A 23,141-nucleotide genomic window follows, 5' to 3' on the forward strand; every position below is an offset into this window, starting at 1 on the left:
GCGAGCCGTCCACGCGAGGTGGACGGCGTTTCGATCCGAACCACTCGTGAGATCCGGAGACACCGTGGACATACTGCCCATCATCGACCCGCACCACCACCTTTTCGATCTGAAGACCGGCACCTATCCGTGGCTGCAAGGCCCCATGCTCGACCGCGTGTTCGGCGACTATTCGGCGATCCGCAAGGACTATCTGATCGACGATTTTCTCGCCGACATCAAGAACCAGAACGTCGTGAAGACCGTGCATCTGCAGGTCGAATACGATCACAACGATCCGGTCGCCGAAACGCGCTGGCTGCAAGGCGTCGCCGACAAACACGGCTATCCGCATGGCATCGTCGGTTTCGCCGATCTGTCGTCTCCCGACGTGCAGGCGGTGATCGAAGCGCACTGCGAATTCCCGAACGTGCGCGGCATCCGACAGTGTCTGAACTTCCATCGCGATCCGGTGAAGACGTTCATCGACAGTCCGCATCTGATGAGCGACGGGCAGTGGCGGCGCGGTTATGCGCTGCTCAAGCGCTATGACCTGTCGTTCGATCTGCAGCTGTACTACACGCAGATGGAGGAAGCGGTCGCGTTGGCGCGCGAGTTTCCCGAGACGCCGATCGTGCTCAATCACACGGGCATGCCGGTGGACCGCGCGCCGGCCGAAATAGAAGGCTGGAAGAAGGCGATGAAGCTGCTCGCGACGGCGCCGAACGTGTCGTGCAAGATTTCGGGCCTCGGCATGGGCGACTGGAACTGGACGGTCGACAGCATCCGCCCGTACGTGCTGCATGCGATCGAGGCATTCGGCGTCGAGCGTTGCATGTTCGCCAGCAACTTTCCGGTCGACAAGCTGTTCAGCAGTTACGACGCGGTTTTCAACGCGTTCAAGGCCATCACGAAAGACTTTTCAGCGCAGGAGCGGCTTGCGCTGTTTCATGACAATGCCGAGCGGGTTTATCGCCTTTGACGGGTGCGAGGCCGGAGCGCGTTAGCGCATTCTGGCTTCGCTTTGCGGCTCGTCCGTAGCGTTCGTAGCGTTCGTAGCATTCGTCGAAGCCGCGGGCGGCGGTGGCACCTCCGCACTGTCGCCCGGTTCTGGCGGCGCCAGATAGGCGGCGACAAATCGCGCATCTCGCCGCCCCCCATTACGCCCCGCGTACGCACAGCAGGCGCCGACGACGAAGGCGCCCAATGCGGGCAGCGGAAGCGCGAGCGTCAGAAATACAGAACCCGTGCCGACAGCCACCCATGCCACATAGGAGAGATTTTTTCGATTAGCTAGTGTGCGTCGGATCATCGTCATTGCACCTCCGCTGCGCGGTAGTCTGCCGGCAGCTGATTTGACATCGCGCTCGCACCTCTTTGCCGCCAGCAACGTGGCGTGCACGAGGGATCGGTGCTCGAGCGTCTCGATGAGTGTCCTTAGATCCCGGTCGTCGGATCGACACGTGTCGCGGGATCGCTTTCGACGACACCGCGCGTTGCTTCCCAGTACGGTTCGCGGTGATAGAACTGGTGGACCGACGTGCCCCATGCGCGGTCGGCCATCGATGGCCAATGGTCCTTGTCGAAGCCCGGCGAGCTCTTTGCCTGCTCGGCCGTTGCGTCCAGCTGGAAGCACTTGTGCTCCGTGTCGAGCGTCAGCGAGCGCCACGGAATCGCGTGCAAAGTCCCGCCGATGCCGAGAAAAGCGCCCTCCGTCAGCACCGCATACGCGATGCGGCCGCTGCGCACGTCGAGCATGATGTCGGAGATCCTGCCGAGGTCCTGACCGTCGGAAGATATGACCTTATTGCCGTCGAGCGTGGCGGCGGCCATGACCTCTGGGCCGGGGCCGTCGCCAATGCCGCCGCCGACGATACGGGCGCCGGTGCCCGGCTGTGCGGGAGTCGCGGAGGCGTTCGGGTCGAGGGGATCGAGCGGGTCCATGACGAAGCTCCTGATTTCCACGGAATACCTGCTCTGCGCAAGACGCGTACCCGGCACCAGATTCGAAGACTAGAATAAAGCCACGCCGTGTCGAGACGGCCGCGCTGAGCCCGGACAGGGGGAGCGATCATGCGTTGTGGAATCGTTGGTCTATGCACTGGCGTGGCGAGCGTTTTTGCGCTGTCTGGCTGCGTCTATTACGGCCCCTATTCGTATTATCCGGGAGCGGGAGGCTATTACGCCTGCACCAATGGCACCGCCGCCGTCAACACCACCGCCACCACTGAATCCGCGACTGGCAACGCACCTATGCCGCCAGGAGGGACGGCCGGCGCGAATGCGACGCCAAACGCCTTGCCGTTGTCGGGACAGAATTGCACGTATGTCGCGGTGCCTGCGCCTGCTTATTACGGCTACCCAGGGTACTACGGCTATCCCGGGTACTACGGCTACCCAGGGTATTACGGTTATCCCTACGGCTATCCATGGGCAGGCTACTACGGATGGTGGGGACCTTCCGTGGTGATCGGAGGCTATTGGGGCGGTGGCTATGGCCATGGCGGCTATTACGGCCACTGGCACGGAGGACATGGCGGGCACTGGCATTGAGCAGCCAGTACGCCATCGATGGCGGCTTGGGAAGATGCAAAACATAAATATTGAGTCGATATAAACATATCGAAATAGAATGATTCTCAGCGCGGTTATTCGTCGCTACGCTGTGTTGCACATCGACAGCGAGGACTTATGACCGGATCTGCTTCAACGTCCATTTCGACACAGCGGCGCACGCTGCTTCGAGCACTGGCCGCGACGCCATTCGCCGCGATATCCGCGTTTGCCGGCACGAACGATGCACGGGCCGCGGAAAACGTGACCCTCGTGCTCGGCGATCAGGCTGGTGGCACGCGCGCCCTCGTCGAAGCGGCGAAAGTGCTCGACGGCACGCCGTACGCGTGGCGCTGGGCCAACTTCCAGGGCGCGGCACCGCTGTTCGAAGCGCAGCGCGCCGGTTCGGTCGATCTCGCGCCGGCGGGCGACTTGCCGGTACTCGCGGCAGCCGTCGGCGACCCGTCGCTGAAAATCGTCGCGACGCGAGTAGGGTCGGGCGCGCAACTCGGTATCCTGGTCGCGCCGCACTCCACGATCAGTTCGGTCTCCGATCTAAAGGGCAAGACGGTGTTCGTGTCGTCGGCGCGCGGCAGCATTTCTCAGTTCCAGCTGTATGGCGCACTGGCCGAGGCGGGTTTGTCGAAGGACGACGTATCGGTGCGCTTCATTCTGCCCGTCGATGCGTTCGCCGCCTTCGCATCGGGTTCGATCGAGGTATGGGCGACGTTCGATCCGTACTACGGCATCGCCGTGCAGCGCGGTGGCCGCGTGCTGCGCGACGGCACCGGCATCAACAGCGGGCTGGGCTTCATCACGGCATCGGGCGGCGCTCTAGCTGACCCGCGCAAGCGCGCCGCGATCGCGGACCTGCTGTTACGTTATCAACGCGCGGGCGACTGGGCGATCGCAAACCCCGAGGCTTACGCGCAAATCTATGCGACGCTCACGCGCTCGCCGATCGATGCCGCGCGGCAGATCACGAAACGCGCGGCGCTGAAGCAGCATTTCGTCAACGACAGCGACATCGACGCGCTGCAAAAGGTCGCGGATCGCGCCCAGCGTGACGCGATTCTGCCAGGCCGCATCGATGTGCGCGCGATTTCGGAGACTCGTCTTGCCAACACATGATCTCGTCTCAGGCTTACCCGTCGGTTAGAAAATCAACGGCGTTAAATGGCGGAGGCCGAGCCTCCCCCATTCAACGCCATCCTACTGGCTCGATGCGAAGCATTCACAGCGCCCTTATTCCTGTCCGGCGCAGTTAGAACGGGAACATTCCAGCACCGCCCTCTTTGCCGCTATCCGCATCGGACTCCCTGGCGTGCCGGAACCGGAATGCATCGAACAGGTCTCCAAGCGCCGGTGCATTCGTGGGAACGTATGGGCTGGAGGGCAACTGAACGGGGTTGGGAAGATTGTCACGACTGCGCGACGTGATAGGTCCCAGCGACCAGTTCCGTTCGATGAATTTTACGAGCGAAACGTGATCCGAATAATCGTGAACCACCCGGCCGCCACGCGAATAGGGCGACACGACAATGAGAGGAATGCGTGGCCCGTCCCCGAAGAAGTCAACGGGTTGAATGTAGCCGGAGTCGTAGTAGCCGCCTCCCTCGTCGGTAGTAATGAAGATTGCAGTGGATTCCCACAACTCGGGATTCGCCTGAACTGAATCGATGATCTTATGCACGAATCCCTCGTAGAGACCAAACTTTGAAGAAGCCGGGTGTCCGTCGAGTAATCCGCCCGGTTTCACAAAGGAAACCGCGGGTAGCGTGCCGTTTGTGATGTCGGCATACAGGTTCGTCGTATCCTGAAGATGCGCGGCCATCAGTGACGGTTCGGTCATGATCGCCGTTTCGTAGAGAAACGGATTGCAAATATTGCAGTAGACGCTCGTTGACGGACTGGTTATGAAGCTGGTCCAGCCTTCGCCATAGTACTTCCATGAAACATTGCGCTCTAGCAGGGTATCGGCGATAGTGCGCACCGGCGAAGGCGGAATGGTGAAGGGACTCGTATTGACGCTACCGTCACCGTTGTAGCCGGGGTTGTAGTTATTCAGCAGATAGTACGTGCCGGGCGCGCAATTGGCATTGGGGTGATATGACAGGCTGTCGAGGTAGTGTCGGATCGCGCCTACTCCTGGTTGCTTCGGATCCGAGCAATTGCTATACGACCCACCCGAGTAGCCGTCCTGCTTATACCAGTTGTTGGTGCCGGGCTGCGGCCGCGGGTTTTCGATCTCGTTCTGAGGAGGAGTCGTCGGATTGCCGTTGCCGTCCGTGTAATAGAGTGCATCGGCCGTGCCGATCATGATGCTGTTCGCGCCCGTGCCGCCCATTACCGGTTGATGATAGTTGTCGCTGATCGTGTAATTGCGCGCGAGCTCCGTGAAGTAGGGCATGTCGCCATGATTCACGTTATAGAATCCGAGCGCGGTTGCGCCTTCGTTGGTCGACTGATCGTTGAAGTTTGCGGCCTGCGCGTTGCCATTCGATCCGGCGCCTATCGAAACCTCTACCCACGCGAATAGATCCATGTCGCAACCGCTCGGATTATCGGACGTCGCGTGGGCGACGTTGCAGTCGGCCTGCTGCCAGTTCTGATAGAAGCGATGGACCGGACTGTTCATGTATTGGTCGTAGTTCGGACCGACACGTGAGATCTGATACGGACCATTCGGCAGGTTGTACAGGTTCGAACCAAAGCGCGTGTCAGGAACGTCTTTGGGGAGGCCCGTCGCCCCCGTAGTCAATTGAATGAGATCGCCTGTTTCGAGGGCATACCCTTCGACTTTCTGTGCTTCGGCAAGTGTTGCAAACGGCGGCGGACTCGCGTCGCTTGCCGCGCTAGGCGCCGAGCCCGTGTTCGGCGCGGGCAGTGTCGAGTAAGGGTGCTTCGCCTCTGGGCTGGCGTCGAACCGTGACGGATTCGTGGCCTTGGCCATGTATTGCTCAGCGAACTTGAAGTTGGGTCCTGGTCTGCCGTCTGCCTTGATAATGCCCTTGGACAACAGGTTGGATATGGTCTGGCCAGCCCTCGGCTGATAAGCGCCGAACACGTGATCGAACGTCCGGTTTTCGCCCACGATGACGATGACATGTTTGATCGGCGTTACCGTGTCCGAAGATGTATCCATCGTGGATTGAGGCTTGCTGTCCGCCGCAGAGCAGTAGATTGCGGCAGCCGCTAGCGAGACCGCGCTCAGCAAGGCAAAAACTGAAGGCCGATGGAATGTCGATCTTGGTGTCTGGATCATGGGGAGCTCCATTGAGGCGTTGAACTGCTTTGCACGACTGTTGGACGGCGTCTACCTCTCTTCGAATCCTTACGGCGTGTTACAGCCTGGAAAACTAGACCTTCCAAATGACGATGAGGAGGCGGCGACAAGTCGTTTTTGTGCAGGTCACGTGACCACCCCTACGATTCACCTGCACTGATCTTTCGAAAGGTTCAGAACTTTTGTCGTGTCCGATGGCAGATGTAGCGAGGAGGCAAATCCGTGCAAAGAACTTGCGCTTGTCTCTGTGGTTCTTTGACGTCCATCGAATCTTTAGTCTGCTGAATGGCGGCGCTCGTGGCTGGCGCTTGCGGTTCTCGAGTGCAGTCACGAATTCTTCTCGCTGAATTCACAAAGCGATCCTAATTATTGGCCACACGCGCTATCGGGAATTTTCCGATGCTGATTCAGTGGGTCTGACGCATTTTTTGTTTGACCGACGGAGATAGTGTCTTTTGCAGTTGGCGTCAACGTGCGAACCCCATAAGTATTCCTTCAGCAATGCGTGATAGTGTTTTCAGAAGACGTGGCTGCGCCGACCTGGGCCAGCTTCGCACTATAAAAAAACAAATCGGTTCGACTGTCGGTGAGCGTGTCGACTAGTTTTTGTTGTCACTCGAAACCCGAAATCAAGCGAAAAAAAAAGCCGTCACACGTAGCTGATACAGCTATCGGCAGCCAACGCGCAGTGGGATTGTCCTGTCCAAGGTTGGCAGGCGAACCAGCAAGGGTGCGTTGCGTGTCACTGTCGCAAGCCAAATGCAAGAGTCTCTTCCCATGTGCCAGCGTGGTGCCATGACCAGCGGCATGGGTACCAAAGCGTCGAATTAGCATCAACGAAGACAATCCAGCCCAACTGACGACGGTGACTTCATCTTGAGCTACGAACTGGCAGAGCAAGATCTGGCGCACATCAGACATGTACTCGACTATCTCGAGTGCTCGACTCGTTACGTGTACCAGGTCGAAGGGGGAGCAGTCGCCAGCCTGAACTACTGGCGAGGCAGGGTACGGATGACTCTGGTCATGCCATTGCTGCCTATGCACATCGAGAAGCAGGCGAAAGCGCTGCTCTGTCGCATGGATAGCCTGGAAGGCACGCACCGCCGTGAGGGCGCTTCCAGTAACGCCAGGTGGCCATCCGCTCACTGAGCGGAGCAATTGACGGAGACGATGACGCCTGCCAACTCACCACCCCGGCGCACCAACAACGGTGCCGCCTGCAATCAGGACAACGGCCTAATGCTGGTGACGATGGTGAATGTCCGGGAAATGCGCATGCGAATGTGTGATGGGCAGATGGACGTGCGGATGGGTATGGGGCTCGTCACCGGCATACGGAAAGTCGTGCTCGTGCTGATGATGCTCGTCGTGCCGGTGCCGGTGTGAGTGCTCAATCAGTTCGTGAGTATGCTCGTGCTCGTGCCGCTCGCGTACGTGAAGCCAGATGCCAAGCCCCATCAGCGCTGCGGCAATCCAGAAGGTGACGGCCGGAAGTTCAGGCCAGATGAGCAGCGAGATGGCGACACCGAACAGCGGTGCAATCGAGAAGTAAGCCCCCGTGCGTGCCGTTCCCAGATGACGAAGCGCGACGACAAATAGAACAAGACTCACCCCATAGCCTGCAAGCCCTGTGAGCATGGCTGCACCCACCGTGATTGCCGATGGCAGTGACGCTCCAGTCGCGATTGCAATCGCAAGATTCACAGGACCGGCGATGAGTCCCTTCAGGCACGCGACTACCATCGCGTCGTTCGCGGACACCTTGCGCGTGAGATTGTTGTCGACTGCCCAGCACAGACACGCTCCGACGATGAGCAGCGCACCGGCCGGCACACCCGCTTTTCCCGGAGTCCAGGACAACATCACGCCTCCGGCGACGATCGCAACCATGCCGAGAAACACTTGCAGATCGACGTTCTCCCGGAAAACCACCCATGCAACGATGGCGGTGAGCACGCCTTCGAGATTCAGCAGCAGCGAACTCGTAGCGGCCGGCGTGCTCGACAGGCCCAGCATCAGCAGCGCGGGCCCGGCGACCCCCCCGGCGGCGATCGCGCCGGCAAGCCACGGCAATTCTGCTTTCTGAATCCGATGATCATGGCTGGCGTGTGTCGACGGCCGTCGCATCCGGCGAACGATGATGCCGACACCGAGTCCGACGCCGCTTCCAAGGTAGAACAGGCCTGCGACCATGAACGGGGACATCGAGCCGAGCAGGGCTTTGGCGAGGGGCGTCGCCGCTCCGAACAGTGCCGCGGCACAGAGCGCGGTCAAAACCGCGGCGTCAAGTCTTGGTTTCATGACGGAAAGGAGTGTGGGAACGCCAGATGGCGGGCTTGAGCAGGCAGTTTACCCCACGTGAGGGGCGTGCTTGTGGGGCGTCGCATGGCCTTTACCGGCATTGCGTTCAGGCAACTGCGATTTGCCGCGAGCAACCTGTGGATTGCACCACATACTCGCAGCCCGCGTTGACGCATCGTTCAGTCGACACAGCGCCTGGGTGACCCGGCGCCGCACCTTACGAAAGTGCGAGGCCGCACCTGGCCTCGCCTGGCTCTGAATGAGCATCGCGCAGCGTCAGCCAATCGGTATGGCGCTGCGCTGGATCAAGCCGCTCGATGCGCGCCGATCTCGTCCGCAAGCGCGCTATGCGGGGGACGGCTCGCCATCGTGATGGGACCGGCTGCGACCGCAGATTGCCGGGTTGCCCGCGAGGTCATCGCGCGTCGAGAGGAAACTGCCGGTCGAAGCTTGGTGTGACGTCGAGGCGCGTCTTGATCACGTCCGCGCGGTGATACAGGTCGGCGGTCTTTTGCTGCTCGGCGACGAGACCGTCGTCGATCGCGACGGGATGCAATTGCGCGCGCTGGTAGACCGTCTTCAGCACATCGGGTGGCAAGCCGGTCACCTTCGATTGCATCGCGGCGACTTCGTCGGGATGCGCGAGCGCCCAGCGCTGGCCTGCGGCGACGCGCTTCAGGAAGTCGGCGATTTCCGCATGCTTGGCGTTGATCGAAGTCTCCGTCGCCGCCTGAAAACTGAGTCCCGACGAAAGATCGATGCCGTTCGCGATGCTACGGTCATGATCCTTTTGCTCGGCGAGGGCGACGTACGGGTCCCACGTGGACCATGCATCGACGTTGCCCGACGCGAGCGCCGCCTTCGCATCGGCCGGCTGCATGAAACGCAGCGATACGTCGGACAGCTTGATGCCGGCGCGCTCCAAGGTCGCAATTGCGAGGTAGTGGCCGATCGAGCCGCGCGTCGTCGCGATGCGCTTGCCCTTGAGATCGGCGGCCGTTTTGATCGGCGAGCCGTCGGGCACGATGATCGCGAGGTCGCGTGGTATCGAGCGTGTTGCCGCGACTGCGCGCACCCGCGCGCCCGCGGCGTAGGCGAAGATCAGCGGCGCATCGCCGAGACCGCCGACGTCGATCGCGCCCGCATTGAGCGCTTCGCCGAGCGGTTGCGCGGCCGGGAAATTGAACCATTCGATCTTGTACGGAAGATTGTTCAGTTGTCCAGACGCTTCGAGAATGCCGCGAGTCTGCAACTGCTGGTCGCCAACTTTGAGCGTGGCATCGGCCATCGCCGCAGAGGAGGCAAACGCGCCGAGCGCGCCAAGCAGAAGTCCGGAAAACCTCAGTAGAAACCGATTCAAAAGATAGGACATGGGATGCGCTGCGCAGGCGAGGTAGAAAAGCACACGATACGTATGCACGTTTTATAAGGCAAACGCATTGTTCTGCTTTGTTAATATGCGAGCGGGGAAAGCGCGCGCCGCTTGAACATCGGTGCGTCGACACGCTAAGCTCATGCAAGGGTCATGCATGAGCGGGCCATTCAACGTTCAATCCAGCCATACAACATTCCATGAAACTCGATGAGATCGAAGCCTTCGTCGCCGTCGTGCGCAGCCAGTCGCTGAGTCAGGCTGCCGATTCTCTTGCGCTCACGCAACCTGCCGTCACGCGACGCATCCAGAACTTCGAGGAAGCGCTCGGCGTCGAGTTGCTCGACCGCAATACCAAGCCGTTGAAGACCACGCCAATGGGCCGCGCCGTGTATGAACAATGCCGCGCGATCGTCCGCGAAGTCGATGCGCTCAGGCATCTCGTCACCGACGACGCACCGCTTGCCGGCGTGCTGCGCCTCGGCGTCGCGCAGACGGTCGCCGACGTTGCGATGCTCAAGGCCTTGCATGCATTACGCGGCGCGCATCCGGAGTTACAGGCGCGCGTGTCGACGGGGTGGGGCAATCCATTGCTGCAGAAGGTCGATGACGGCGAACTCGACGCCGCGATCGTGCTGTTGGCGGCCAATCGCGTGTTGCCTGACACGTTGGCCGGAGAAACGCTCGGTGAGCTGAAGCTCGCGGTCGTCGCGCGAAAGGGCAGTCTGAAAAAGCGCACGCACACGCTGGCCGAATGCCAGTCTTATGGGTGGGTGCTGAATCCGGACGGCTGCGGTTTTCGGGCGGGATTGCAGCAGGCGCTTGCCGCGCAAGGCTATGCGCTGAAGCTCAACCTCGAGACGCTCGGCACGGAACTGCAACTAGGCCTCGTCGCCGATGGCGTCGGACTGGGGCTGGTTCCGCTGCCGTTGTTGCGCATCAGTGCGCATGCCGCGCGGCTCGATGTGGTTCAGGTGAGCGACTTCAAGCCTGAGATCGCGGTGTGGATCGTCAGGTCGCACGCGCTCGGCAAGATGCGCTCGGCGCTCGCCGTGCTGTCGGAAAGCGTCGCGCAGAGCTTCAAGGCGGCGCGCCTGTCGCGCGCGGCGTAACGACGACGATGCGGGCGCACGCTTGACGCGGCGCCCGTGTCGCATCCGTGGATCAGATCACGAAGAAGCCATGCGTGCCATCGCGCTCGAGCTGCGCGACGAGGCCGTACTCCCATTCCAGATACGCGTTCATCGCTTCGCGCGCGTTGTCGGTGCCCTCGTATGGACGCCGGTAACGATCGATGCGCGGCGACGCGAGGCGAGCGTCGCCAGATTCGGTAGGTTGCCCCGCGCGAATCCAGGCGGACGTGCCGCCTTCGAGCACCTGGACGGGCTTGCCGGTCAGCGCGGCAATCTCCGGCGCCGCGAACGGCGCGAGCGCACTCGTCGCGCACGTGAGCACGTAGCGTTTCGCATCGGGGAGCGTGCGCAGATCGTCGACGGTGTTCGACAGTCGCGAGCGCACGAGCCACCAGGCGCCCGGAATATGGGCCTTCACATGATTGGCGCTGGCCGTCACGTCGATCACGACAGTCCCGCTCGAAGGGTCTGCGAGGAGCGCGGCCAGTTCGTCAGCGGACACGAGTGGCGCGGGCGCCGGCTCGGGCTTTGCGCCGCGCCATGCGCCGCTCGCGCTCAGGTCTTGGGGCGTAGCCCCGTCGACGACATATACGTCGATGTTCATCTGCGCGAGCCAGGACGCCGTCATGTTCGCGCGCACGCCGTCGTCGTCGAACAGCACGACACGTGCGCCGCGCACGGGCGCGAACATCTCGGTTTCCTGCACGAGCTGGCCACCCGGCGCGCCCTGAAACCCAGGCGCATGCGCGCGTTCGTATTCGGCGGGCGTGCGCACGTCGAAGCGATAGATGGTGCGCGACGCTTGCGCGGTCCAGCGCGTGGCTTCGTCGAGTGTCGTGCGGTTCACGCCCGCGCGGTCCGCAAGCGCGCGCGCCGCGCCGCGCGACGCGGCGAGGTTGTGTGTATCGAGCCCGGCTCGCGAATCGAATTGCCGATCGCTGCCATGTTCGAGCGGCTGCCCCGCGAGCGTCCAGCCGATCGTGCCGTTGCGCAACGCCGCCACCGGATTCGGCAGCCCCGAGTTGACGAGCGACTGCGCGCCGATGATGCTGCGCGTGCGCCCCGCGCAATTGACGATCACGCGCGTCATCGGGTCCGGCGCGAGCGCACGCGCACGTAGCACGAGTTCGGCGCCGGGCACGCTGACGCTGCCGGGGATGTTCATCGTCTGGTATTCGTCGAAACGCCGTGCGTCGAGCACGACGACGTCGTCGCCATCCGTGAGCAATGTCTGCACCGCTTCGGCCGACAAAGAAGGCGTGTGCCGGCGCGCTTCGACGAATTCGCCAAATGCCTTGCTCGGCACGTTGACGTCGCGAAACACCTCGCCGCCGGCGCGAATCCAGCCGTCGAGCCCGCCCGCGAGCAACGCGACCTGCGTGTAGCCGAGCGCCGTCAGTTTGTCGGCGGCGCGTGCGGCGAGGCCTTCGCCGGCGTCGAGAAGTACGATCGGCACATCGCGGCGCGGCAGACGCGGATAGGCGTCGAGTTCGAGTTTCGACAGCGGAAAATTGGCCGCAAACAGCGGATGAGCCTGCGCATGCGGGTCTTCTTCGCGCACGTCGAGCAGCGCGATTTCGCGGCGCGCGAGCAGCGCTTCGCGCACGTCTTCGTAGGTGCGAACCGGATAGGTCGTCATCAGTGATGCTGTTCCTTGCTGAGGTCCCACAGGTTGGGGAGCGTGTCGTTCGAGTAACCGGAGATGAAGGGCAACGGCCGGCCGTCGCACGTGTACGTCGAGCGGCGCACCGCGCCGATGTTCGCGCCATACACGTGGATGCTGATCGACGTGCGGTCGTCGTAGGCGTTGCGAACGCGATGAATGTCGCCGATGCCCGGCGACACCGCATCGACGTCGCCCGCTTCGAGGCGCACTTCGGCGCCCGTCTGACGCAGTGTGCCGTCGTCGTGGCGCGCATATGGCGCCGCGAGTTCGGCGCCGCGCAGCACGCCGATCAAACCCCACACCGTGTGGTCGTGAATCGGCGTCTGCTGGCCCGGTCCCCATACGAAGCTGACGACGCTGAAGCGCTGGCGCGCATCGGCATACAACAGAAACTGTTGATAGCGCTCGGCGGACGCTTGCACGTATGCGTCCGGCAACCAGTCGTCGACGCGGATCAGCTCGCGCAGCGCGTGTGCGCCCTGGTCGAGCAATTCGGCTTCATTGACGCCAGAATCGACGAGCGTGGCGATGGCGCCGACGAAACGCCGTAGTTTATGCATGGCCATCAGTCGAGCAGTTCCGGTTCGGCTTCGACGAGCCCTTCATACAGGCTGTCGAATGCGTGTCGTGCGCCGTTCGCGCGGCCGACCTGCTGATGCGTGAGAGCCGCCACGTCGTGCGGAATCGGCTGCGGCGTGCCGGCCGCCTGCGCGAGCAGTTGGGCATGGCACGCGTTGTCGAGCGCGATGTACCACCACGCGGCTGCCTCCACGGAAGGACCGGCCGTCAGGATGCCGTGGTTCTTCAGGATCACGGCCTTGTGCGAGCCGAGCGCGTCCGCGATGCGCGCGCCTTCAGTGGTGTCGAGCACGACGCCGCGAAAGTCATCGAACAGCGCGTGGTCTTCGTAGAACGCGCAGGCGTCCTGGGTCAATGGATCGAGCTTACGCCCGAGCGTCGACCATGCCTTGCCGTGCAGCGAATGCGTATGCGCGGCGGCCACCACGTCGGGCCGTGCGTCGTGAATGGCCGCATGAATCGCGAACGCGGCCTGATTCACCGGTCCGTCGCCGATCACGATCTCGCCGTGACTGTTGACGAGCAACAGATCCGACACACGGATACGGCCGAAATGGCGGCCAAGCGGATTGACCCAGAAATGATCGGTCCATTCGGGATCGCGCGCGGTGATGTGACCGGCCAGACCCTGCGCGAATCCGTAACGCGCGAACAGACGGAACGCGCCGGCGAGGCGCTGTTGCCGGTGCAGGCGCTCCTGCGCGAGCGAGCGGGGCGGCTCGGCTGCGTCGTCGAACCAGAATTGGCGCAAGGGGGTGGGGCGAAACGCAAGCGAGGGCGGATCGGCGAGTACGGTGCTCATGATGTCGTCACGCTCCTGTTACGCCGCGTGGCGTGCGCGCGACGTTAGTTCGCGCGTGGCGGGAATCAGTTCGCGGCCGTAGTCGATCGCGTCTTCAAGCGGGTCGAAGCCACGGATCAGGAACGTCGTGACGCCGAGCGCGTGATATTCGGCGAGCGTTTGCGCGACTTGTGCCGGTGTGCCGACGAGCGCCGTCGAATTCGAACGGCCGCCGATCTCTCTCGCGACCGCGGTCCACAGACGCTCGTCCGCGCGCACGCCGTCACCGGCGGCGGCTAGCAGACGCCGCGCGCCTTCGCTCTGTTGCGGGCCACCACGTGCGAAGCCTTGCTCGACGCGCAGCCGGCGTGTCTCGTCGAGAATATGTTCCGCGCGTTCCCACGCGGCTTTTTCCGTCGACGCGAGGATCGGCCGGAACGACACCGAGAAGCGCACGCTGCGGCCATGTTTCGCGGCTTCGGCTCGCACCCGCGTGATCTGCTCGTGGACCTGCTGTTTCGATTCGCCCCACAGCGCGTAGACGTCCGCGTGTTTGCCCGCGACCGCGAGCGCGGGTTCCGATGCGCCACCGAAATAGATCGGCACGTGTGGCGTCTGTTTCGGCTTCACATCGGAGAAGGCTTTTTCGAAGCGGTAGAAACGGCCCTCGTGATCGAACGGACGCTCTTCGGTCCAGACCCGGCGCAAAATCTGCAGATACTCGTCGGTGCGCGCGTAGCGCTCGTCATGGCTCAGGAAGTCGCCGTCGCGTCGCTGGTCTTCGTCGCTGCCGCCGGAGATGAAGTGCACCGCGAGGCGGCCGCCGGAAAAATGATCGAGCGTCGCGAGCTGCCGCGCCGCCAGAGTCGGCGCGACGAAGCCCGGCCGATGCGCGAGCATGAAATGCACACGTGAGGTCACGCTCGCGGCATAGGCGATCGTGATGGTCGCGTCGGGACTGGTCGAACTGTGGGGCACGAGGATACGGTCGAAGCCCGCGTTTTCGTGGGCTTGCGCGAAGGTGCGCACGTAGTCGGTATCGATCGCGGGGCCTTGGGGAGCATGTGTCTCCGAGACTTTGCGTTGCTGGATCATGCCGATGAATTCGACGCTCACGGTAGCTCCTTGCCGGATATTCGTTTCGATGGAGAAATGGCAGCGGACGCAGACGTGGCGCGGTGCACGCCTGCGGAACGAATTCAGGCTAACACCGGGTTATGCAAAGACTAAATATTGAATTGAGCTAAAGATATAGGTTGTGCATGTTAGCGTGGGCGGATTTCCCCCTCTGGCGAAGGAGTTCGGGCTCGGCACGGGCGCGCCGGTCGGCGTGCGCGACCTTCACGAACGGATCTACCGATGACAGTTGGCACTATTTGATCGTGTCGGCCGCCACCTTGCACACGGCGGCGTCCTGCTCGGCGGTGCCACCGCTGCATCCGATAGCGCCAATCAGCTTTCCTGCGTCCACAAGCGGGAATCCTCCCGGCGACGCGACCAGTTCCGGATCCAGCGTGCTCAAGTACGTATGTCCGCTCTCGAACTGGTTGTAGAAGACGCGGGTTTCGCGACGAAATCGCGCCGCCGTACGAGCTTTGTTCTGCGATATCGCAATCGATGCGTATTGCGCGCCGTCCATGCGTTCAAATGCAACGAGCTCGCCATGCGTATCGACAACTGCGATGTTCATTTTCCAATCCCGTCTCTTTGCTTCCGCTTCTGCAATCGCGAGCAGCTTCTTTGCGGTGTCTACACCTATTGGCGTGCCGTAAGGAATGTCGAATGGCATCTTCTCCGGCATCGTGCCGGAGGAGGGTTGTGAGGCTGGGGTCTGTGCCGTTGCCGCGGTCGTCGCGACGAGGCAAGCGAGGCATGCGAGGAATACGATACGGACGAGGTTTGGCATCGCGCCATCTCCTGTTGGTGGCCGGAAGGCTCGCGCAGCGGCGTTGTCGTTGGAGCGCTGTGTTGACTCCGTTGATCGTCGCTCGAGCCGCCGGAGGCTCGTGTCTTTACCTGTCCTAAGCCCCTGACCGACTAAAAAACGCAACGCGGAACCGCTTGATGTCGATGTATTGAGTCAAATCGAACGGTAGACGTTATGCGCGCTTTTCTCCTTCCGTGTTTTCCTTGACGGATACAAATTAGTCGGATTGCACCGCATGTGCGCAATGTCGTCTCGTGACGGATTGGCGAATTGCAGAAAGCTCCGAGTAAGTCCAATTGCCGCTTTCAGTTAATGTACTTACGCGGCGCTTTCACGTTGGGAATCAACGTGTGTTGGCGAGGTTCGTGGCGGTCGATGGTTTTCAGAATCCCATTGTGCGATCGTTGCTGAATTCTTCTCCCAGCAAGATGTTCATTCGTCGTTGCGTTTATTTCGAAGCTGAGCCGCGCGATCAGACCGCCTGGACGCTTCGCCACGGCTGTCAACGAAATGTCATCTGAACCGCTTAAGTTTGAAAGTTCGAGCGTTGGGGAAGGTTCGACGCGCAGGCACGATGCAGCATCAGGCGGGCCAGAGCGGAGCGGACACCATTGAAGAAAGCACCGCGCACCAGCGCAAGTAGCGGGTGGCCAGCGGAGCCAGCGTGGGCCCGCAAGATGCATAGTCGAGCAATTGCATCGCGGAGCGTAGCTTGCTGCAACTATTGATCCGGTCAGTCAATCTCGTGGAGGCAAACCATGCTGTTCAAACGAGGAATTGCAGTTCTTGCCGTTGCTCTCCCCCTCGCGGCCGCGCAAGCGCAAACCGCGGACGTCACAGGCGCGGGCAGCACTTTCGCAGCCCCGATCTATAACAAGTGGGCTGACGCTTTCCATAAGGGCGGAGGCGGCAAGGTCAACTACCAGGGCATCGGTTCAGCGGGCGGCATCAAGCAGATCATCGCGAAGACCGTCGATTTCGCAGGCTCCGACGCGCCGATGAAGGACGACGAACTGGCGAAGACGGGCCTGTTCCAATTCCCGACGGTGGTCGGCGGCGTGGTGCCGGTCGTGAACATGCCCGGCGTGAAGCCCGGTCAACTGGTGCTGTCGGGTGCCGTACTCGGCGACATCTATCTGAACAAGATCAAGAAATGGAACGATCCGGCCATCGCCGCGCTCAATCCGGGCATAAAGCTGCCGGATACGGACATCGCCGTGGTGCGCCGCGCCGATGGTTCGGGCACGAGCTTCATCTGGACGAACTTTCTGTCGAAGGTGAACCCGGAGTGGAAGTCGAAGGTCGGCGAAGGCACCACGGTGAACTGGCCGACCGGTACGGGCGGCAAGGGCAATGACGGCGTCGCCGCCTTCGTGCAACGGCTGCCGGGCGCGGTCGGTTACGTCGAGTGGGCGTATGCGAAGCAAAACAACATGGTTTACACCAGTCTGAAGAATTCGGCCGGTGCCGTGGTTGCGCCGAAGACCGAAACCTTTAAGGCGGCGGCCTCGGGCGCGGACTGGAAGACGTCGTTCTACCAGATCCTGACGAACGAGCCGGGCAAGGACGCATGGCCGGTCGTCGGCGCGACCTTCGTGCTGCTGCACGCGACGCAGGAAAAGCCGGCGCAAGGCGCGGCAACGCTGAAGTTCTTCGACTGGGCGTTCAAGAGCGGCGGGCAGGCTGCCAGCGATCTCGACTACATCTCGCTGCCGGATGCGGTCGTGTCGGAAATCCGCGCGCAGTGGAAGGCGAAGGTCAAGGACGCGTCGGGAAAACCGGTGTTTCAGTGAGGGCCTCGCTGCCGGGCGCCTCGACCAAAGCGTAAACGGTCATAGATCAGGTCAATTGACGCAGGTCAATTGACTTGCGTATCGGGGCGCGTACCGTGTGTGTGACGGTCTTTTATCACCGCACGCCGGGAGCAAGCAATGGTCACGCGCAACGTCGAAGATGTCATCAAGCAGATTGCGGCCGCTACCAACACGCCCGAGGAAACGGTCTTGCAGATGTACGCGCAAACGTGGATCGAATACAGCGAAGGTGCACGAATCACGGATTATCTGACGGTTCTGGTCGCCCGTCGTGTCAGGGACAACCTGCGTAGGCAGCAACAGGATTCGCATTGAGAGTCGGTGCCGGGCGTTCAACCCGCTGATGTTGCGGCCTGGGCGCCGAAGCGCTCGACGATGAATTCAATGAAGCTCCGAAGCTTCGGCGACGTCTGTCGCTCACGCAGATACAGCAGATTCAATGGCCGCTCGGGCGCGGCAAACTCCGGCAGCACTTCGACCAACCGCTTCGCTCGCAGATCCGCGGCCACCAGAATCTCGGGCAGCATGGCGATGCCGAGACCACGCAGCACCGCCCGTCGCAGCGCTTCCGAATTGTCGATTCTCAGCCTGCCGTCGACGGGCACGCTCACGCGTCCGTCCGGACCCTGCAGGCTCCATTCGGCCTGCGCCGCGTGCCATTCCGAGCGCGGTGGATACGCGTAGGTCAGGCACTGATGCGAGCGCAACGCGTCGGGCGATGACGGCGTGCCGTGCGTCGTCAGGTACCCGCGCGACGCGCACAACACGAGACGGTACGGCTTCAGAGGCCGTGCGACGAGATCCGGATTGCCCAGCGCGCCGATGCGAACCGCCGCCTCGAAGCCGTCGTCGAGCAGGTCCGACAGCGCATCGGTGGCGACGATATCGAGCTTCACTTCGGGATAGCGCTCGCAGTAATCCGCGATCACAGGCATCAGGCATTCGTTGCTGAACACGACGGGCGCGGTCACACGCAGGCGTCCGCGCGGCGTCGCGAGATGATCGAGCGCGAGTCGTTCCGAATCGTCGACCAGCCCAAGGATCTCGACGCATCGTTCGTAGTAGGCCTGACCAAACGCGCTGATCTGCTGCTTGCGCGTGGTGCGATGGATGAGTCGCGCGCCAAGCCGGGTTTCCAGCGCCTGAAGGTGATTGCCGACCATCGTCGGCGACAGGTCGCAGGCCACCGCCGCCGCCGTCAGGCTGCCGCTTTCGACTACGCGCACAAATACGGTCATCGCTTTGAGGAGATCCATTCCTCAATAATAATTGGTTCTGTTGCTATTCGCCGTGCGTTTATCAATCTTCGCTATAGGAATACAGTCCGCGTACACGTCGTCTGCGGCCCATCCCGGCTCCGCATCGCCCGACTTCATGCACGGACATCATGCGCAAACAGCTCAGCTCACCGGCCCGATCACCACGCCTTGCCTTGCTCGCGACGAGCCTCGGCTTCGTCATCATCTGTCTCGACGTCACGGTGGTGAACGTCGCGCTTGCACGAATGCGCGATAGCCTCGGCCTCGATTCGACGGCGCTGGAATGGGTCGTCAACGCCTACACGCTGGCGTTCGCGAGCCTGCTGCTGTCGGCTGGCGCGTTGGCCGACCGCTTCGGCGCACGTCGCATGTTTCTCGCCGGGTTCGTGGTGTTCACCTGCGCATCGGTGGGGTGCGGACTGTCGGGTGGCGCGGCGATGCTGATCGTGGCGCGGGTGGTGCAGGGCATCGGCGCGGCGCTATGCGTGCCGTCGTCGCTGGCGCTGCTCGGCGCGGCGTTTCCGGACCCGCATGCGCGGGCCAGGGCCGTCAGCGTGTGGGCGGGCACGGCGGCGCTCGCATTGGGGGCTGGCCCGCTGGTCGGCGGCGTGCTCGTCGAGCGCTTCGGTTGGCCGGCAATTTTTCTGATCAACGTGCCGATCGGCGTCGCGGGCATCTGGCTGACCATTGCTCACGCGCCTGACACCGAGGCGCACGCGGCGCGTCGCATCGATCTGGCCGGTCAGACGCTTGCCGTCGTTGCGTTGGTCGGGCTGACGTATGCGGTGGTCGAAAGCGGCAGGCTGGGCTGGACCAGCATGACCGTATTGATGGGATTTGCCGTCGCGGCCGTTGCGGGCGGTTTGTTTGTGATGGTCGAGGCTCGGCATGCGCAGCCATTGTTGCCGCTCGCGCTGTTTCGCAATGCCGCGGTGAATGTCAGCGCGCTAACCGGGCTGGCGCTGAATTTCGGCTACTACGGACTGATGTTTGCGATGAGTCTGTTTTTCCAGAGCGCGCGTCACTACACGCCGCTCGAAACCGGCCTCGCATTTTTGCCTATGACGGCTGTGGTGACAGTCGCTAATGTCGCGTCAGGTTCGCTCACCGCGCGTTTCGGTTGCCGCCTGCCGATGCTCGTCGGCCAGGCGCTGGCGGCGCTCGGCTATGTTTCGCTTGCGTTCGTTCGGGTGGATAGCAGCGCGCTGGCAGTGGCGTTGCCGTTGCTGACGGTTGGAGTCGGTGTGGCGCTCGCGGTGCCGTCGATCAACACCGCGGTGCTGGCGCACGTGGACTCGTCGTGCATGGGCATCGCATCGGGCGTGTTGAACACCGCACGTCAGATTGGTGGCGTGCTCGGCGTGGGCTTGTTCGGTGCGCTGGTGCGGCCGGAGTTCGACCGGCTTGCCGAAGGACTCCATCTCGCTGCGATTCTGGCCGCTACGGTGACGCTTTTAAGCCTCCTGAGCATAGTCATGGGTCTCAGGACGTCCGCAACGATGGTCACGGACGGTGCGCGTTGAGAGCGGAACCCGCCACTTCCCGTGATCTATTCCCGGCCGGCCTGTTGCGCGCAGGCGCCGGCCATGACGCGCCAGCGGTCGCTTTCGAGTACGGTCTGAGCATCGATGCGCCCGAACATGTCCAGCAGAGGTGCAACGAGGCCCGTCCAGCCCGTCTGATGACTGGCCCCTAGCCCCGCACCGTTGTCTCCGTGGAAATACTCGTAGAACAGGATCAGGTCGCGCCAGTGCGGATCGTCCTGGAACTTGCTGGTCCCGCCATAGACGGGACGCTGTCCATCCGCGTCGCGCAAGAACGTACCCGTCAGTCGCCGGACGATTTCCTGCGTCACCTCGAACAGCGTCATGTAATGTCCGGACCCGGTCGGGCATTGAACCTTGAACTCGTCGCCGAAAAAGCTGTAGAGATTCATGAGTGCCCTGACGATGAGCAGGTTCACCGGCATCCATACCGGCCCTCGCCAATTGGAGTTCCCGCCGAACATGCCAGTATTCGATTCAGCCGGCAGGTACTGCACCTTGTAGTCGGTCCCACCGACGTTGAGCACATACGGATGCTCGAGATGATAGCGGGAGAGCGAACGGATACCATGTGACCCGAGAAACTCGTTCTCGTCGAGCAGGTATCCGAGCACGCGCTCGAGCTTGCGCCTGTTCAGGATCGACAGGAGCCGGCGCTCCCGATGGCCGATGAAGCCGGCATCTGTCGGAGCCACGTGGGCGAGCAACTCCGGGTAGCGTTTGCGGAACTGGGCGATCAGATCCATCAGTTTCGGATAGCGTGTCACCGCATCTGCTTCGAACACCGTCGACGCGCACAGCGGCAGCAGCCCCACCATCGACCTTATCTTCAGGCGCCTGGTCTGGCCGTCGGGAAGCCGCAGCAGATCATAGAAAAAGCCGTCCTGCTCGTCCCACATCTCGTCCGCATGTTCGCCGCGCCGATCCATCGCGTAGGCGATCCACATGAAGTGCTGGACGAACCTGAAGGCGATCTCCTCGTACATCGGATCGTATTCCGTCAGGATGATCGCCATCTCCAGCATGCACTGGCAATAAAACGCCATCCACGCGGTTCCGTCCGCCTGTTCCAGCGATCCACCCGTCGGCAGCTGCGCGCTCCGATCGAACACCCCAATGTTGTCCAGCCCCAGAAAGCCACCGGAAAACACGTTGCGACCTGACGGATCCTTGCGATTCACCCACCAGTTGAAATTGAGCATCAGCCCCTGGAACGAGCGCTCGAGAAAGCGCGGATCGGCCCGTCCCAGCTCTTTACCGTACCGGTAGAGCCAGAGCGTGGCGGCGGCATGCACCGGAGGATTGACGTCGCTGAAGTTCCACTCGTAGGCCGGGATCTGGCCACTCGGATGCACATACAGCGTGCGCAACATCAGCAGCAATTGCTCCTGCGCGAAATCGAAGTCGACGAGCGACAGAGAGATCGTGTGGAACGCCAGATCCCAGGCCGCGTACCACGGATACTCCCATTTGTCCGGCATGGAGATCACGTCCGCGTTGAGCATGTGGAACCACCCGGTGTTACGCACATCGAGCCGCTCACCTTCGAGCAACGGGTGACTCCCATGCTCGCGCAGCCACAGTTCGAGATCGAAGTAGTAGTACTGCTTGCCCCACAACATGCCTGCCAAAGCCTGACGGTGCACCCGGCGCGAATCTTCCGTCAGCGACTTCGGCGCGATGTGCGCGTAGAACTCGTCCGCATCGGCGATGCGTTCAGTGAAGGTGTTCTCGAAACCGTCGAAGGCGTTGTCGCGGCTCACTGCGCTCAGGCGCAGCCGGATCGTTACGCTGTCGCCGCCGGGGACGTTGCATGCGTAATGGGCGGCCGCCTTGGTTCCCGTCCGGGCCGGATTCACTGCCTCGCGCTGCCCGCCGATCACATACGCGTGGAATGCGTCCTTCACATAGGGCGACGCATTGGGTTGATTCCACAGACGCTGCGCATTGCTTTCGTTTTCCGTGAACAGCAGTTCCGTCGCGCCGTCGCAATAGAGCCAGTAGTCGCCCAGTTCATGATGGCTAGCCCGAATGACGCCCGGACCCGCTTCGCTCAGCGACGGCCTGCGATCGTCATGGCCCCACGACCAGGTGTTGCGAAACCATAGCGTCGGCAGGATCCGAAGCTGTGCCGCGTCCCGCCCGCGGTTGTGCACGGAAATGCGCACGAAGATGTCTTGCGGATCGAGCTTCGCGTATTCGACGAAGACATCGAAATACCGGTCGTCATCGAATACGCCGGTATCGATCAGTTCGTACTCGAGTTCGTCGCGCGATCGCTTCCGGTTCGTCTCGATCAGGTCGAGATACGGATATTCGCGCTGCGGATATTTGTACAGATACTTCATGTACGAGTGCGTGGGCGTGCTGTCGAGATAGAAGTAATATTCCTTCACGTCCTCGCCATGATTGCCCTCGCTATTGGTGAGGCCGAACAGGCGTTCCTTCAGAATCGGGTCGCGCCCGTTCCACAATGCGAGCGCAAAGCAGAGTTGCTGCCGGTCGTCGGACAGGCCGCCGAGCCCATCCTCTCCCCACCTGTAGGCGCGGGAGCGGGAATGATCGTGGGTGAAATAGTTCCACGCGTCGCCATCCTGGCTGTAGTCCTCGCGGACCGTTCCCCATTGCCGCTCGCTCAGATACGGCCCCCACTTCTTCCACGGCACCTGCGCCGTATGCGCGTCGTTCAAGCGCTTTTGTTCCGCGACATCGACGATTACAGGCGCCATTCTGGCCTCCGTTATGGCCGCATCAATACGATTTCGACTGCACGAAGACGCGCATCGCGCGCAGTTCAGGCGCCCTCCAGAGATGGGCACGGGTGAAGTGCCGCGCGATCGATATCGGCGTGGTCAAGCTGCTGAGTGTTCGCCTGGTTCATGCGTTCCCAGCTATGTCCCGGCCCCGCGCGGACAGCTTACTTCGCTTCTCGCGATGTCTGCGA

Annotated in this window: 20 protein-coding genes; 8 read left to right on the plus strand and 12 right to left on the minus strand. The window is 62.1% G+C overall.

Annotation, left to right across the window (positions count from 1 at the left end; translation table 11 throughout):
• Nucleotides 1-73: 73 nt before the first annotated feature.
• The gene (locus L0U84_RS37490) at nucleotides 74-961 is read left to right on the plus strand and encodes an amidohydrolase family protein (RefSeq protein ID WP_233859819.1); all 888 of its coding nucleotides are present in this window, start codon (nucleotides 74-76) and stop codon (nucleotides 959-961) included.
• Between the two features lie 21 nt (nucleotides 962-982).
• On the opposite strand, the gene L0U84_RS37495 is transcribed toward L0U84_RS37490, so the two are convergent.
• Together L0U84_RS37495 and L0U84_RS37500 are read right to left on the minus strand one after the other, a co-directional pair.
• Nucleotides 983-1,297, minus strand: a complete 315-nt coding sequence (locus L0U84_RS37495; protein ID WP_233858165.1) for a hypothetical protein — start codon at nucleotides 1,295-1,297, stop codon at nucleotides 983-985.
• A gap of 119 nt (nucleotides 1,298-1,416) precedes the next feature.
• Complete coding sequence (locus L0U84_RS37500; RefSeq protein WP_233858166.1) at nucleotides 1,417-1,923, minus strand: PRC-barrel domain-containing protein; 507 nt, start codon at nucleotides 1,921-1,923, stop codon at nucleotides 1,417-1,419.
• 309 nt (nucleotides 1,924-2,232) lie between these two features.
• On the opposite strand from L0U84_RS37500, the gene L0U84_RS37505 reads away from it, so the two are divergent.
• Nucleotides 2,233-2,532, plus strand: a complete 300-nt coding sequence (locus L0U84_RS37505) for a hypothetical protein (protein WP_233858167.1) — start codon at nucleotides 2,233-2,235, stop codon at nucleotides 2,530-2,532.
• Nucleotides 2,533-2,670: 138 nt separating this feature from the next.
• The gene (locus tag L0U84_RS37510) at nucleotides 2,671-3,663 is read left to right on the plus strand and encodes an ABC transporter substrate-binding protein (protein ID WP_233858168.1); all 993 of its coding nucleotides are present in this window, start codon (nucleotides 2,671-2,673) and stop codon (nucleotides 3,661-3,663) included.
• A gap of 133 nt (nucleotides 3,664-3,796) precedes the next feature.
• Here L0U84_RS37510 and L0U84_RS37515 read toward each other — a convergent pair whose 3' ends face one another.
• Nucleotides 3,797-5,797: an alkaline phosphatase family protein gene (locus L0U84_RS37515; RefSeq protein WP_233858169.1), complete on the minus strand. Its 2,001-nt coding sequence runs from the start codon at nucleotides 5,795-5,797 to the stop codon at nucleotides 3,797-3,799.
• Between the two features lie 897 nt (nucleotides 5,798-6,694).
• Here L0U84_RS37515 and L0U84_RS37520 point away from each other — a divergent pair.
• Nucleotides 6,695-6,970, plus strand: coding sequence for a hypothetical protein (locus L0U84_RS37520; protein ID WP_233858170.1), 276 nt, complete (start codon nucleotides 6,695-6,697; stop codon nucleotides 6,968-6,970).
• Nucleotides 6,971-7,057: 87 nt separating this feature from the next.
• Here L0U84_RS37520 and L0U84_RS37525 read toward each other — a convergent pair whose 3' ends face one another.
• Both L0U84_RS37525 and L0U84_RS37530 read right to left on the minus strand, forming a co-directional pair.
• Nucleotides 7,058-8,122 carry a DMT family transporter gene (locus L0U84_RS37525; RefSeq protein WP_233858171.1) on the minus strand — a complete coding sequence of 355 codons (1,065 nt, stop codon included), beginning with the start codon at nucleotides 8,120-8,122 and terminating at the stop codon, nucleotides 7,058-7,060.
• Nucleotides 8,123-8,537: 415 nt separating this feature from the next.
• Nucleotides 8,538-9,494: an ABC transporter substrate-binding protein gene (locus tag L0U84_RS37530; protein ID WP_233858172.1), complete on the minus strand. Its 957-nt coding sequence runs from the start codon at nucleotides 9,492-9,494 to the stop codon at nucleotides 8,538-8,540.
• A 200-nt stretch (nucleotides 9,495-9,694) separates the two neighbouring features.
• Between L0U84_RS37530 and L0U84_RS37535 the strand changes: the two genes are divergently transcribed.
• Nucleotides 9,695-10,606, plus strand: a complete 912-nt coding sequence (locus tag L0U84_RS37535) for a LysR family transcriptional regulator (protein ID WP_233858173.1) — start codon at nucleotides 9,695-9,697, stop codon at nucleotides 10,604-10,606.
• Between the two features lie 52 nt (nucleotides 10,607-10,658).
• Here the strand turns inward: L0U84_RS37535 and L0U84_RS37540 are convergent, their stop codons facing one another.
• From L0U84_RS37540 to L0U84_RS37560, 5 genes are all read right to left on the minus strand, one after another.
• Nucleotides 10,659-12,266 carry a rhodanese-related sulfurtransferase gene (locus L0U84_RS37540; protein ID WP_233858174.1) on the minus strand — a complete coding sequence of 536 codons (1,608 nt, stop codon included), beginning with the start codon at nucleotides 12,264-12,266 and terminating at the stop codon, nucleotides 10,659-10,661.
• On the minus strand, nucleotides 12,266-12,859 hold the full coding sequence (locus L0U84_RS37545) for a cysteine dioxygenase (RefSeq protein ID WP_233858175.1): 594 nt from the start codon (nucleotides 12,857-12,859) through the stop codon (nucleotides 12,266-12,268). Before L0U84_RS37545 ends, L0U84_RS37540 begins: the two co-directional genes overlap by 1 nt.
• Nucleotides 12,859-13,674, minus strand: a complete 816-nt coding sequence (locus tag L0U84_RS37550) for a class II aldolase/adducin family protein (RefSeq protein ID WP_233858176.1) — start codon at nucleotides 13,672-13,674, stop codon at nucleotides 12,859-12,861. Before L0U84_RS37550 ends, L0U84_RS37545 begins: the two co-directional genes overlap by 1 nt.
• A gap of 18 nt (nucleotides 13,675-13,692) precedes the next feature.
• On the minus strand, nucleotides 13,693-14,769 hold the full coding sequence (locus L0U84_RS37555; RefSeq protein WP_233858177.1) for an LLM class flavin-dependent oxidoreductase: 1,077 nt from the start codon (nucleotides 14,767-14,769) through the stop codon (nucleotides 13,693-13,695).
• 256 nt (nucleotides 14,770-15,025) lie between these two features.
• Entirely contained in the window at nucleotides 15,026-15,559 is a 534-nt protein-coding gene (locus tag L0U84_RS37560) for a GlcG/HbpS family heme-binding protein (protein WP_233858178.1), read from the minus strand.
• Between the two features lie 779 nt (nucleotides 15,560-16,338).
• Here L0U84_RS37560 and pstS point away from each other — a divergent pair.
• Together pstS and L0U84_RS37570 are read left to right on the plus strand one after the other, a co-directional pair.
• Nucleotides 16,339-17,373 carry a phosphate ABC transporter substrate-binding protein PstS gene (gene pstS / locus L0U84_RS37565; protein WP_233858179.1) on the plus strand — a complete coding sequence of 345 codons (1,035 nt, stop codon included), beginning with the start codon at nucleotides 16,339-16,341 and terminating at the stop codon, nucleotides 17,371-17,373.
• A 138-nt stretch (nucleotides 17,374-17,511) separates the two neighbouring features.
• Nucleotides 17,512-17,709, plus strand: a complete 198-nt coding sequence (locus L0U84_RS37570; RefSeq protein WP_233858180.1) for a DUF3562 domain-containing protein — start codon at nucleotides 17,512-17,514, stop codon at nucleotides 17,707-17,709.
• A 17-nt stretch (nucleotides 17,710-17,726) separates the two neighbouring features.
• On the opposite strand, the gene L0U84_RS37575 is transcribed toward L0U84_RS37570, so the two are convergent.
• Nucleotides 17,727-18,650, minus strand: coding sequence for a LysR family transcriptional regulator (locus L0U84_RS37575; protein WP_233858181.1), 924 nt, complete (start codon nucleotides 18,648-18,650; stop codon nucleotides 17,727-17,729).
• Between the two features lie 131 nt (nucleotides 18,651-18,781).
• On the opposite strand from L0U84_RS37575, the gene L0U84_RS37580 reads away from it, so the two are divergent.
• Nucleotides 18,782-20,176, plus strand: coding sequence for an MFS transporter (locus L0U84_RS37580; protein WP_233858182.1), 1,395 nt, complete (start codon nucleotides 18,782-18,784; stop codon nucleotides 20,174-20,176).
• A 26-nt stretch (nucleotides 20,177-20,202) separates the two neighbouring features.
• On the opposite strand, the gene L0U84_RS37585 is transcribed toward L0U84_RS37580, so the two are convergent.
• The gene (locus tag L0U84_RS37585) at nucleotides 20,203-22,926 is read right to left on the minus strand and encodes an MGH1-like glycoside hydrolase domain-containing protein (RefSeq protein ID WP_233858183.1); all 2,724 of its coding nucleotides are present in this window, start codon (nucleotides 22,924-22,926) and stop codon (nucleotides 20,203-20,205) included.
• Between the last annotated feature and the right edge of the window lie 215 nt (nucleotides 22,927-23,141).

Source organism: Paraburkholderia sp. HD33-4, assembly GCF_021390635.1.
Lineage (GTDB): Bacteria > Pseudomonadota > Gammaproteobacteria > Burkholderiales > Burkholderiaceae > Paraburkholderia.